This window comes from Pedobacter sp. Leaf250 (assembly GCF_920984735.1).
Classification (GTDB): domain Bacteria; phylum Bacteroidota; class Bacteroidia; order Sphingobacteriales; family Sphingobacteriaceae; genus Pedobacter.
Genome location: NZ_CAKLBU010000009.1, coordinates 89,843 through 101,666, shown reverse-complemented (window position 1 = coordinate 101,666; position 11,824 = coordinate 89,843). Strand labels below are relative to the sequence as shown.

Genomic DNA, 11,824 nt, shown 5'->3' with positions numbered 1-11,824 from the left:
TGTGTTCTTCATTGTAAACAATTATCAATCCACATTGTGTTATTCAGAATTTTTGGCAGTTGTTTTGTATTAGGCTTAACACACACAAATAAAAACTAATCAAAATGAAAAAATTTACTATCCTAATGCTTTGCATTGTCACACTAGGTTTGGCATCATGCAAGAAAGAAACTCTGGTTCAAACTCCAAATACAATTTTAACAGTTGTGAGGGATGTACCAACAAGTGCATGGGCGCTTAGCAATGATGGAAAAACTTATACAGCCGAAATTTCCGTTGCTGACATTGATCAATATCATATCGATAACGAAGGAACACTAGTATACATTTCTTACAATAATGGAGCAAGTTATATTGCATTACCATTCGTTTACAACATAGATGCTTTCAGCTATGAGGTATATAGAGGTGGAGTTGCAATTGATGTTCAGAGCGCTGACTTCCAACTTCAACCACGAAGACCTACATCAAGCGTAAGAGTAAAGATAGTATTGGTTGGAAACGATTTTTAATTAATACTTTTAAAATTCTAAAAAACGACTAATGTTCAATTGAACATGGTCGTTTTTTTTATGCTCTCCCCTGTTCAATTGCAAAGCCCGAACGGTAACGCCATTTCTTTCCAATAGCAGTTCATCGTAAAAACCCTTGTAGTAAACATCTTTAACTTCATAACGCCTGCTGCTCCAATTGCTATTAATTTCTGCCCATTCGGGATAAAAAACCACATTTCCGGAAAAGGTTTTTAAGCCTATTTTTTCTGCATCGCCACGAGACAAAACCACTGCATTACCTAAAATCTGAGCTGTATATATGTGCTTGGGTTGCTGATAAATTTCTGAAGGCTTACCGGTTTGTAGCAATTCACCATTGCGCAAGATTAGCAGCTGGTCGGCCAGGAATAATCCATCAGCCGGATCGTGAGAAACCAATATCACAGTTACACCTGTTTCTGCCGCCACACGCTTAATATCGGCCCGCAATTGGTTTTTTAGCAAAGCATCTACCTGACTAAATGGTTCATCCAATAGCAAAACTTTGGTATCAGCAACCATAGCCTTTGCAATAGCCACTCGTTGTTGTTCGCCACCGCTAAGCTCTATAATTTTTTTATTTTGCAATGGAAGAATACGAAGATGCTCCATAATGGCCAGGGTTTTTTCAGCCTTGGTTTTTAAATTGGTATTGGATAATTGTGAGGCAATATTATCGTAAACTTTAGCATAAATGTTCAACGAGAAATCCTGCGTTACCATTTTCATTTGCTTATGCCCGGGTATCAGTTGCTCATCCGGACCTTTAACCTTTTGTTCTTCAAAAAAGATTTCACCTTCATCAGTTTTTAGCAAACCGTAAATCGATTTCAACAAAGTAGATTTACCACTCCCACTTTCGCCAATAATCGCTACAACATCGCCTGCCTTGATATCAAAACTAATATTTTTAATGCCACCAGCCTGTTCTGCCTGATATTGTTTTGTTAAATTTTTAACACTGATTATATTGTTGCTCACGAGGTAAAGATAATAAAGGTAGAGGGTTTTTAAGGTAAAAGGTTTAGGGTAAAGTAGAGATAAAAAAAAATCCTGTTTCGCCTAACCGAAACAGGATTTAACATTTGTGTGTATTATATATTTTAGTTCAAACCGAAAGTTATTCCGAAACTCATATTTTTTAAGCCGGCTTGTGCAGGGGTATCAAACATATCGTTGAAATAATATTTAGTAAACAAACCCAATCCACCGTAACCAAACCTAAACGAACCTCCGTAACGAACCGATTGAAAGTGGTAGTTATCATATTGCTTTTGCTTGCCAAATTCATCACTAATCTGCTTAACCTTTCCGCCCAACAAGAAACTAACCTCCGGACCTAAAATAAAGTAGAATCTTTTGCCTTTATCATTCTCTTTTGTACGAATTTCGAAATTTAAAGGAATGTGAACATAGCTGCTTGAGAAACGATTTTTAGAAAACTGAACATTCTCTGGAAGCGCTGTTAAAGTTGGCAAGTTCTTTTGAATGGTAACATTATCTCTTAATCTAATTAATGTCCAATCAAACCCACCAGCCACATAAACTTTAAAGTTTGAATTAAAACGGTATCCAAATTGCAAAACATCGAAAGAGAATGTACTGGTTTTACCACCTCTGTAATCTAAGAACTCGTTTGTTGGAGAAAGATTAAAACTTCCATTATCAATTAACCGAGAGAAACCCAGATCTACTCTTGTAAAAGTAACACCACCAACAAAATGGCCTTTTTTCGCGTTTTCAGTCGAATCGGAATTTTTAGTTATTAAGTTTCCGCCACCTATTGTGAGTGTATATTTGCTTTTCTTTTTGATAACAGTATCTCTAACTACCGTATCTTGTTGTGCAAAAGCACTTTGACCCATAACACCAGCAAGCCCGCTTACCAAAAGTGTTGTAAAAATTAGACGTTTCATATTTGTGTGTGTTTATTTTATAAATTTTGAATGTGAGATTGAATGAGTGAATATTAGGCACTTAAATCCATTAATCCTTACTAATCCTGGTTTATTTTTTGTTTTTCTTCCCAAACTTAAAGGGGCCAATATTTATCGAGGAGATTGACGAATCATCATCATCTGTACGGAACTGGATAAACTTATCTTTTCTTTTATCCACTTTGTTTACAATCAGGTTCACCACGTCGCCAACATTACGGATGCCCTTATTATCAGACTGATTATCTTCTCCGCTTACCACATCAGCTTTAATAGCAGCTGGGTTTGAAGCTAGAATTGGGTTGTCCTGTTCCAAAATCGCAGCATCAATCTTTTCCTTAATATCTTGATTAGTCGGCTCAACTTTAGCTATCATAACTTCCTGTTTCTGCATTTCAGGAGCAGTGATTATTTTCAGATTTTCAACAGGCTTAACAATTTTATTATTTTTTGTTTTTGCTATTGATTCAACAGGTTTCGAAGGAGTTGGAATTTGATTAACCTCTTCTGGTATTGCTTTCACCATTTTAGTCGAATCTTGAACAGGTTGAGTTTCAACAATTGGTTTTGGGCTTTGCTCGATATTATTTGCAAATTGTTTAGGCTGAACATCTTGTTGTTGATAAACTAAGAAACCAACTGTAGCGATTAATAAAACTGCCGCTGCAGCTAACCAATAAATCGAAAAAATTCTTTTTTTCTTTGGTTCAATTTCACTTTCTATGTTGCTCCACAAATCTCTCGATGGTGTAATTTCGGCATCTTCGAAAGCGTTTTTAAATAGCTTATCAAAATCCTTATCCTGTATAGGTTGCATAACCAAATCCCTCCATTTTTATAATTTCTTCTTTTAATATTGCTCTCGCTCTCGATAACTGAGATTTACTAGCGCCTTCTGAGATCCCTAGAGTTTCTCCAATTTCTTTGTGTGAATAACCTTCAATTACGTACATATTGAAAACCATTCGGTAACCATCTGCCAGTTTTTGAATTACTTTCATTAAATCCTGCATGCCTAGAGTACCAAAATCAAACCCTGTTGATGGTTGTTCGTAAGCCTCATCTATTTCAACCACATTTAAGCTGCGTAAATTTTTTCGGTAACTTTCAATTGCAGTGTTCACCATCACTCTTCTAATCCAGCCTTCAAAAGAGCCGTCACCTCTATATTCTTTAATCTTTTGGAAAACCTTGATGTACCCCACCTGTAATACATCTTCAGCCTCCATTCTATCTTTGGCGTAGCGCATACATACAGCCAACATCTTCGATGCAGTTTGCTTGTAAAGCAGCTCCTGCATCTTCCGGTCGCCAGCTTTGCAGCCCTCCATCAAATCGTTTATCGTATAGCTTCGCGTCAATTTCATTGTGTGTTTGTATATAGAAGATGGCAGATTACAAACATTGGTTGCATCGGAGGTAAAAAATAGTTAAATAAAAGTTAAAATTTAACTTTATCAATTGATTATCAATAAGATAATTGTCAAAATAAATTTCAGAAAGATATAATTTTTTGATTTGGAAAGCAATGGCAGAAGATTTTTTTGAGGTGTTAGTCCTCCTCAACACGGTTGGGGATTACAATCTTTTTGCGATTGTCCGAGCTTGTCGAAGACCTATATCAAAAAGTATTTCCACTCCTATCGGGTTTAATTTTCAGCCGTCAATGCAAGGCACGAGTCAATCTTAAAACTACAGGTTAGTATCTTTTGCTTTAAGATTGCTTAGTACCTCGCAATGACGGTTTTGTTGTAGGTTTTTTATTGAGCTGAGAGTCTAATACAATTAATTCTTTCGCTTTAGCCTTTTAGCTTTTACCTTTCTGCTTTCTTAACCCTAAACAATCTAAAATCCTGCTTATAAGTCAAGAAAAAAGAATGATTAAACTGCAACTGCTTATCAGTATTGTCTAAATCAATATGCGGTTCAAAACGAACATCAAGATACAAATGCGGAATCAATTCTTTCTGATAAGCATAGCGCAACGAAACAATGTTTCTACCGCTTTGCTTTAAACCATTGGTGTACAAATTATTTGAAACCGATTCATACAATGGCATACCTTTAATCGAAATAAAGTTATTTCCTTTCCAGTAAGAAGCAACCAGACTACCCCATTTACTTTCTACACCAGCATTTAACCAGATCCCAAAACCACCTTCGTATGCTCTTCTTTTATCGGGCGACATATCTTTATAAACGGCAATGTAATTATCAGTATAAACCTGCTTAATATTGGTGTTAATTTCTTTGTGCAATTTTAATCCGGCGGCACCATTTAAAACAGTGCTAATCGGAATTTCTTTTAACACATCAATTTGTCCACCTTGGTGAAAGGCTAAAAACTGTGCTGGGAAACTAAATTTCCAGCCATTGTTTTCTGCAATTGTAGTTTCGGTAGATAAACCACCAACAATTTCTTCCTTTGCAGCCTCACCTTTTTCAATCATTTTTTGCCATGCAATCCATGCATCTAGATTAAATTTATTACGTTCGATTAATAATTGTGTACCGTATTCAATTGGATTGGTAATGGTTCGCTCAAAATTATAAAGTGGCTCAATGTATTTATGCTGAATTCCACCCTCTAAACTTCCAAAAATTAAGGTTAAATTCCTTTTATGGTATTTTAAACTAAATAAAGGTTTTGCATCTGTAATTCCATTTCTACCGAAATCTTTCCGAATAAAAGCACCAGCCGTTATCGCCAAATTTGGATGTGCGTAATACACAATTTGTGGTTGTAATTGCGTTCCGTACAATGTATAACCATCATGAAAATCGTTGGTATATTCGTAATTACGAACATAATTGAAATTATAGAAGTTAAAGTGGACCTCGTTGGTCAAGCTGCTATCCGGACGGACTCTGTTTTCTAAAGCCAATTGGTTGAACTGTGCCGAAGCAAAATAAGAAGTAAAAAGAAATGTTATGATGAGGAAGGTTTTTTGAATACCCGTATTTGTAAACATGCGCTTGGTTTTATCGGCCAAATTTAGGATAGTTTTTTGGTAAAGTATAAAGTAGCGGGTATCAAGTATAAATAACAGATTACAAGTTTACGAAAAGCTAACAATAGGTTTATTAGGTACCTCTTTCAAAAAGCTTTTGTCTTTCAGCTTTATGCTTGAAGCTTACTTTTTCAACCGATAATTTTTATACAGTTTAACTGCAATCATGATCGCCATCGCCACGCCCATTATGCCTATTAAACCATAAACCCAATTAATGGCACTTTTTAAAATCACGATAAAAACAATGGCAATCATAAAAATGGTAGCCAACTCACGCCACAAACGTAATTGAAAGCCTGTCATTTTAAATTGACCATTTTTAAGCTGCTTTACGATGTTTTGGCAAATGAAATGATAGATTAACAATCCAACTACGAAACCAAGTTTAACATGCATCCAATCGGCCTGTAATAAACCTGGGTGTAAAGTAAGCATAGAAATTCCTGCTAATACGGAAATGATCATTGCAGGAGTGGCAATGATTTTCCATAAGGTTGCCTCCATTTTTGTAAACTGATTTACAAGAATACTTTTTTCAGGTTCAAGTTTTTCGTTGGCTTCTGTATGGTAAATGAAAAGACTTAAGATATAAAACAACCCAGCCATCCAGCTAATTACGAATACGATGTGCACCGCAAGGAAATAGTAGTAATATGGCTGTAGGGTTTCTATCATTATATGAGAAATAAATTTTTTGAATTAAAATAAGTCGGAATGAGTACCTAACCTTAGTAAAATAATCTCATTTTCTTCAGTTATTTCAAACCAAATAATTAACAAATCAGGTTTAATGTGTGCCTCCCAATTATCTTTATAATTTCCAGTGAGTTTATGTGGAAGATGTTTCTTTTCTATACCAATTGCCCCCCGACTTTAAGTTTTTCCAGAAAATCTTCTAGTAAAAATAAATTTTTAGACGCTCTTTTGATTACACGTTTTGCCTCCTTTTTAAACTGATTGGTAGGCTTTAAAGAAAACATTATAAAGAACCCAAAAATGATTTCACATCCTTAATAGGTTCTCCAACTCCAATTCCTTTATGCGCATCTTCAATTGTTTTACGGGTAAGTTCATTTGGAACTCGAACTTTCTTTACATTTTTTTTGTGAATAGTAACACCAAGTTCCTTCAATAGGCTTTTTACCAATGAACTTTTGTTTTCAGGAATATCGATAGTTAATGTTTCCATATTCAAATATAATCAATATTAAATGGCGTTCAAAGTCTCCTTTAGGGGATTTAGGGGTTAATACCTAAACTCCTTCACCACATCAATCGCATACTTCACATTATCAAAGGGAATATCTGGCATTATACCATGGCCTAAATTGAAAATAAAACCTTCGGTGCCACGCATACGCTCGAATAATTTATGAATTTGTGCCTTAATTACCGATTGATCTGCATATAATATATGTGGGTCTAAATTTCCCTGAACCGCAATACCTTTTGGTAAAGCATTTTTGATGTTCAACAAATCAGCATTCCAATCAACCGAAATTACATCTGGTTTAGCTTCTGCCATAATTGGTGCAAAAACCGAACTTCCTTTACAGAAAGAAATTACAGGAATATCTTTTCTGTTTAAGTTTGCAATGATTTCCTGAATATAACGGTGTGAAAACTCCTGATAATCGTTCCAGGATAAAGCCAAAGCCCAGCTGTCAAAAATCTGAACGGCATTAACGCCAGCAGCAATCTGTAAGTTCAAATAATCAGCAGTTACTTTAGCAATTTTAGCTAAAAGTTTGTGTGCTATTTCTGGTTGATTATGTATAAAAAGTTTGGTTAACTTAAAATCTTTAGATGAACCTCCTTCAATTAAGTAACTCATTACTGTAAAAGGCGCACCAGCGAAACCAATTAATGGAATGCGTCCGTTTAAACGTTGTTGAATCACTTTAATCGCATCAGCAACATATTGCAATTCATCTAAACAATCAACATTTAAGTTTTCAATATCTTGGGCATTACGTACCGGGTTTGCAAACTTCGGACCAACACCTTGAGTGAAACTCAAATCGCCACCCATCGCCTCGCCAGTTACTAAAATATCACAGAATAAAATGGCCGCATCAATATCCAACAAATCAACAGGAAGCATCGTTACGTCAGCAGCAATTTCTGGAGTTTTACACATTTCTAAGAAAGAGTATTTGTTTTTAATCTCCCAATATTGTGGCATAAAACGACCTGCCTGACGCATCATCCAAACTGGTGGACGTTCTGTTTGTTTTGAAAATGCCGCGTCTAAAAATAAATTATTCTTCATGATTTGTTTTGTGTTTCCATGTCGTCACCCTGAATTTATTTCAGGGTCTTAATTGCAAAAAGATGCTGAATTAAATTCAGCATGACGATTGAGCAAAATTTTAATTCCGCAAAGGTATAAATAAAAAAAAAACGAAGTGCCTTTTTATTCCTAAACGGGCGCTTCGTTTTTCAAAATGACAATACTAATATTATAATTTGCTTATTTCTTTTTCAATTTTAAGGATAATATCTTTCGAGCGTGTCGTTTCTGCCAGTTCTTTGGCTTTATTTACATAAACTTCTGCCCGCTCCTTGTCTTTTTTCCGCAAGGCGAGATTAGCCAAATGAATCAATACATAACCTTTCTGCGTTTTGCCGCCTACCGGAAAGCGACTCGCCAACTGAAAATGGTATTCAGCTTTCTCAAAGTCTTCTTCTTTTAAAGCGATGTTCCCCTGCATAAACTCGTAATAGCCCCTGCGGCTTTTCGATAATCTTTCAGGATTCGGCACTTCAGCCAGCATCAGCTTTGCTTTTGCAAATTCGTTGTTTTTAAAATATTTAGATGCCATTAAAACAGACCCGTGTCTGAAATGACTCCAAATAACAAATAGGAATAAAAAGCCTGCAACTGCGGCCAATTCGTATTGAATGAAGTAAACACATACTAATGCGGCCAGTAAAAAAACGGCCATCAAGACATACCTGCCGAGACTATTGTACATTAATGAATATCGGTGAATTTATAACCTACACCACGAATAGAGTGGAAATAAACCGGATTTTTCTGATCTGGTTCGAAATACTTACGGAACGTTAGAATAAAATTATCAATCGTTCTTGTCGATGGATAAACGTCATAATTCCAAACCGTTTCTAAAATCTGCTCACGAGAAACCGCATCATTTTTACGCTCAATTAAAAGCTTCAATAACATCGTTTCTTTTTTCGTTAATGGCGTAATGGTACCATCATCATGTTTCAATTCGAAAGAGTTAAAATAAATAGTTTTATCGCCGATTTTGTAAGAGTTTAGCTCTTTTAAATCGTCAGATTTTAAACTACGTTTAACTAAAATTCCAACACGAAGAATTAATTCCTCTAGGTTGAAAGGTTTAACTAAATAATCATCAGCTCCTTTTTTCAAACCTAAAACACGGTCTTCTGAAGTGTTTTTTGCTGTTAAAAACATAATCGGAACTTCTGCATTCTCCAAACGAATCGTTTCACAAACTTGGAAACCATCCATTTCAGGCAACATTACATCCAGAATAATTAGATTAAAGCGTTCTTCTTTAAATATTTTAAGAGCGGTTTTGCCATCTTTAACGGCGTGAACTTTATAACCCTCAAGTTCGAGGTTTAATTTGATAGCATCTAACAAGTGATCCTCGTCTTCTACCAATAGAATTCTTAATTTTTGTGACATAATTGAGATTAACTAAATGTTACTTCAAAAATACTTCCTTGAGGCATATTGTCTTTTACTGTAATATCTGCATCATGGTATTGTAAAACCTCTTTCACAATAAACAAGCCTAAACCTGTTCCTTTCGCTTTCCTGACATTCTCATTACCAACGCGGTAAAACTTATCAAATATCAACATTTTTTCGGCATCTGAAATACCTGGACCTTTATCTGAAACACTTAACCTTAAATGCCCATCAACTTGGTCTAAAGCCACATTTATCTCATCACAAGGACTAGAATATTTAACCGCATTTTCTATCAAATTCGTAACAACTGACGATAAGGCAAACTTGTCACCCATTAACTGCAAATTTGGCTGAATTTGTGCATTGATCAATTGCTCATTACCACAAGAGTGCACCTGTAACCTATCCGTAATCTTGTAAACCAATTCCGAAAAATTAAATTCCTCTTTAGGAAATGTATAAGAACGGTTTTCAATTTTGGTAGCTAATAGCATGTTCTCAACCAAATCATCCAAGCGCTCAATATCTTTTAGAGAATTATTCAATAACGAAACCTGACGAGCCTTATCTAAATCTCTTTTAACAATGGTTTGAATAGAAAGTTTGATTGCTGCCAATGGCGATTTCAACTCGTGTGTAATCGACATCAGGAAATTCTGCTGTTGCTCTCTTAATTTATCCTCACGTTTTAACGATTGATGCAGAAAATAACCGCCAATACACAACAAAAATAAAAATACCGAACCCTCTCCCATAATCATTGTCATGCGGCTTGGCTGCAAACGCACCACCAAAGTACCCCACGAAATAAGCTGGATTAAAGCATAAAGCAGTAATGCGTAAAATATGATAATCGATTTTTTCATCTGTCTTTACCAGGATTTTTATGATTTAAGGATTTTAAGATATTTCCTCAGTCACTAAATAATATTTTTTTAAAAGCAATGTTCTGTTCATTTTGGTTAATCAGTCCCGCTTTCCATTACAATCTTTTTTTGTGATTGTCAGTCTGAGCTTGTCGAAGACCTACATCAAAAGTATTTCCACTTCAATCGGGTTTAGAGAACTTAAGCTTTTGCAAGAAACATAAAAACCACCCCCAACCCCTCCTTGAAAATAAGGAGGGGAGTTCCCCCTCAATTTTTATAACCATGAGCTTATATTTTCTTATATGCCTATATGGTTCAAAAATCTCTCTGGTTAAAAACCCTATTTCTTAAACACCAAATCCAACGCTTCAAAAATTGCTCGCTTTGCTTTCTCTAACTCGATCTTCGTATGAGCAGCAGATACAAAACCAACCTCATACCCTGATGGACCCAAATAAATACCTCTGTTCAACAATTCGCGATGCATCACTTTGAATTTCTCCATGCTCCTCGCATCAATATCATCAGCCGATTGAATTTTATCTTTTTCGGTAAACGCAAACCAAAAAATAGAACCAACCGTAAATACTTTAAACTTATAATTTCTCGCTGTAGCAAAGCGCTGAATGCTAGCTACAAAATCCTGAGTTTTATTGTTTAAATCCTTATAAAAGCTAGATTTATTCAGTTCGGTTAAAGTTGCAATCCCTGCAGCCATTGCCACTGGGTTTCCAGATAAAGTTCCTGCCTGGTAAACACCACCATCAGGCGAAATATGCGCCATAATTTCAGCTCTTGCACCATACATACCAACAGGCAAACCACCACCGATGATTTTTCCGTAAGTTACAATATCAGGCGTGATGCCATAATACGCAGCAGCACCTTCAAAACCAACACGGAAACCAGTAATCACTTCATCAAAAATTAAAAGCGAATTATTCTCTGTACAGATTTTACGCAAGAAATGAATATATTCTTCATCCTGTAAAATTAATCCATTGTTAGCAGGAATACCCTCAATAATTACCGCAGCAATCTGGTCTTTAAACTGAGCAAAAGCCTGTTCAATAGCCTTTTTATCATTTAAAGGAATTACAATCGTTTCTTCAGCGAAAGATTTTGGCACACCAGCCGAAGAAGTTTCGCCGAATGTAACCAAACCAGAACCTGCCTTAACCAAAAGCGAATCGCTATGACCGTGGTAACAACCTTCGAATTTTAAAATTTTATCTCTGCCTGTAAAACCCCTTGCCAAACGAATTGCCGACATTACAGCCTCTGTGCCAGAACTTGTGAAACGGATTTTCTCTACAAAACGATTGTTTTTAATAATCAATTCTGCCAGTTCATTTTCCAAAGCTGTTGGTGCACCGAAACTCATTCCGTTTTGCATCACTTCAGTTACTTTCTCACGGATTTTCGGATTATTATGTCCTAAAATCAGCGGACCCCAACTTCCACAGAAATCAATAAACTGGTTTCCATCAGCATCCCAGATATAGCAGCCATCACCTTTTTCGATGAAAAGTGGTGTACCATATACCGATTTGAAAGCCCTAACAGGCGAGTTTACCCCACCAGGGAAATACGTTTTTGATTTCTCATACAATTCCGCAGATTTTACCCTCGAAATATCAGGTTTGCTTCCTGTATTCACTGGAATATCGGCCTCGTTGCCTGAAAACATTTTCTTTAATGAATCTAACATTTTTATTAAGCTTAAAGCTGAAAGACTAAGGCTCAAAGCAAAAAGTAAAGCGTTTATAAAGTGGCTTTG

Annotated in this window: 14 protein-coding genes; 1 reads left to right on the top strand and 13 read right to left on the bottom strand. The window is 35.8% G+C overall.

Annotated elements, in window-relative coordinates:
* The first annotated feature begins 104 nt into the window (after positions 1–104).
* Positions 105–512 (top strand): hypothetical protein, encoded by a 408-nt coding sequence (locus LUA91_RS10055; RefSeq protein WP_231425916.1) that lies wholly within the window; start codon positions 105–107, stop codon positions 510–512.
* 9 nt (positions 513–521) lie between these two features.
* Here LUA91_RS10055 and LUA91_RS10050 read toward each other — a convergent pair whose 3' ends face one another.
* From LUA91_RS10050 to hemL, 13 genes are all read right to left on the bottom strand, one after another.
* Positions 522–1,514, bottom strand: coding sequence for an ABC transporter ATP-binding protein (locus tag LUA91_RS10050; protein WP_231425915.1), 993 nt, complete (start codon positions 1,512–1,514; stop codon positions 522–524).
* Between the two features lie 122 nt (positions 1,515–1,636).
* Positions 1,637–2,449, bottom strand: a complete 813-nt coding sequence (locus LUA91_RS10045) for an outer membrane beta-barrel protein (protein WP_231425914.1) — start codon at positions 2,447–2,449, stop codon at positions 1,637–1,639.
* Positions 2,450–2,540: 91 nt separating this feature from the next.
* Positions 2,541–3,287 carry a hypothetical protein gene (locus LUA91_RS10040; protein WP_231425913.1) on the bottom strand — a complete coding sequence of 249 codons (747 nt, stop codon included), beginning with the start codon at positions 3,285–3,287 and terminating at the stop codon, positions 2,541–2,543.
* Positions 3,268–3,837, bottom strand: a complete 570-nt coding sequence (locus LUA91_RS10035) for an RNA polymerase sigma factor (protein WP_131558554.1) — start codon at positions 3,835–3,837, stop codon at positions 3,268–3,270. The genes LUA91_RS10040 and LUA91_RS10035 overlap by 20 nt, the downstream gene beginning before the upstream one ends.
* A 447-nt stretch (positions 3,838–4,284) precedes the next feature.
* Positions 4,285–5,442 (bottom strand): hypothetical protein, encoded by a 1,158-nt coding sequence (locus LUA91_RS10030; RefSeq protein WP_231425912.1) that lies wholly within the window; start codon positions 5,440–5,442, stop codon positions 4,285–4,287.
* Positions 5,443–5,604: 162 nt separating this feature from the next.
* Positions 5,605–6,159, bottom strand: coding sequence for a CopD family protein (locus tag LUA91_RS10025; protein WP_231425911.1), 555 nt, complete (start codon positions 6,157–6,159; stop codon positions 5,605–5,607).
* Positions 6,160–6,183: 24 nt separating this feature from the next.
* Positions 6,184–6,339, bottom strand: coding sequence for a type II toxin-antitoxin system YafQ family toxin (locus LUA91_RS20750; protein ID WP_370633626.1), 156 nt, complete (start codon positions 6,337–6,339; stop codon positions 6,184–6,186).
* A gap of 124 nt (positions 6,340–6,463) precedes the next feature.
* A complete protein-coding gene (locus tag LUA91_RS10020) occupies positions 6,464–6,673 on the bottom strand; it encodes a hypothetical protein (protein WP_231425910.1) in 210 nt (69 codons plus the stop codon).
* A gap of 57 nt (positions 6,674–6,730) precedes the next feature.
* Positions 6,731–7,756, bottom strand: coding sequence for a uroporphyrinogen decarboxylase (hemE, locus tag LUA91_RS10015; protein WP_231425909.1), 1,026 nt, complete (start codon positions 7,754–7,756; stop codon positions 6,731–6,733).
* A 190-nt stretch (positions 7,757–7,946) separates the two neighbouring features.
* Entirely contained in the window at positions 7,947–8,462 is a 516-nt protein-coding gene (locus tag LUA91_RS10010; protein ID WP_231425908.1) for a hypothetical protein, read from the bottom strand.
* Positions 8,462–9,166, bottom strand: a complete 705-nt coding sequence (locus tag LUA91_RS10005) for a response regulator transcription factor (RefSeq protein WP_109926856.1) — start codon at positions 9,164–9,166, stop codon at positions 8,462–8,464. Before LUA91_RS10005 ends, LUA91_RS10010 begins: the two co-directional genes overlap by 1 nt.
* Positions 9,167–9,174: 8 nt before the next feature.
* On the bottom strand, positions 9,175–10,041 hold the full coding sequence (locus LUA91_RS10000; RefSeq protein WP_231425907.1) for a sensor histidine kinase KdpD: 867 nt from the start codon (positions 10,039–10,041) through the stop codon (positions 9,175–9,177).
* Between the two features lie 343 nt (positions 10,042–10,384).
* Positions 10,385–11,755 (bottom strand): glutamate-1-semialdehyde 2,1-aminomutase, encoded by a 1,371-nt coding sequence (hemL, locus tag LUA91_RS09995; protein WP_231425906.1) that lies wholly within the window; start codon positions 11,753–11,755, stop codon positions 10,385–10,387.
* Positions 11,756–11,824 lie beyond the last annotated feature (69 nt).

Bases quoted from the DNA above. Each gene is read 5' to 3' on its own strand.
- LUA91_RS10045 (WP_231425914.1), bottom strand. From the start codon at position 2,449: ATGAAACGTCTAATTTTTACAACACTTTTGGTAAGCGGGCTTGCTGGT.
- LUA91_RS10005 (WP_109926856.1), bottom strand. From the start codon at position 9,166: ATGTCACAAAAATTAAGAATTCTATTGGTAGAAGACGAGGATCACTTG.
- LUA91_RS10025 (WP_231425911.1), bottom strand. From the start codon at position 6,159: ATGATAGAAACCCTACAGCCATATTACTACTATTTCCTTGCGGTGCAC.
- LUA91_RS10030 (WP_231425912.1), bottom strand. From the start codon at position 5,442: ATGTTTACAAATACGGGTATTCAAAAAACCTTCCTCATCATAACATTT.
- LUA91_RS10055 (WP_231425916.1), top strand. From the start codon at position 105: ATGAAAAAATTTACTATCCTAATGCTTTGCATTGTCACACTAGGTTTG.
- hemL (WP_231425906.1), bottom strand. From the start codon at position 11,755: ATGTTAGATTCATTAAAGAAAATGTTTTCAGGCAACGAGGCCGATATT.
- LUA91_RS10010 (WP_231425908.1), bottom strand. From the start codon at position 8,462: ATGTACAATAGTCTCGGCAGGTATGTCTTGATGGCCGTTTTTTTACTG.
- LUA91_RS10000 (WP_231425907.1), bottom strand. From the start codon at position 10,041: ATGAAAAAATCGATTATCATATTTTACGCATTACTGCTTTATGCTTTA.
- LUA91_RS10040 (WP_231425913.1), bottom strand. From the start codon at position 3,287: ATGCAACCTATACAGGATAAGGATTTTGATAAGCTATTTAAAAACGCT.
- LUA91_RS10035 (WP_131558554.1), bottom strand. From the start codon at position 3,837: ATGAAATTGACGCGAAGCTATACGATAAACGATTTGATGGAGGGCTGC.
- LUA91_RS10020 (WP_231425910.1), bottom strand. From the start codon at position 6,673: ATGGAAACATTAACTATCGATATTCCTGAAAACAAAAGTTCATTGGTA.
- hemE (WP_231425909.1), bottom strand. From the start codon at position 7,756: ATGAAGAATAATTTATTTTTAGACGCGGCATTTTCAAAACAAACAGAA.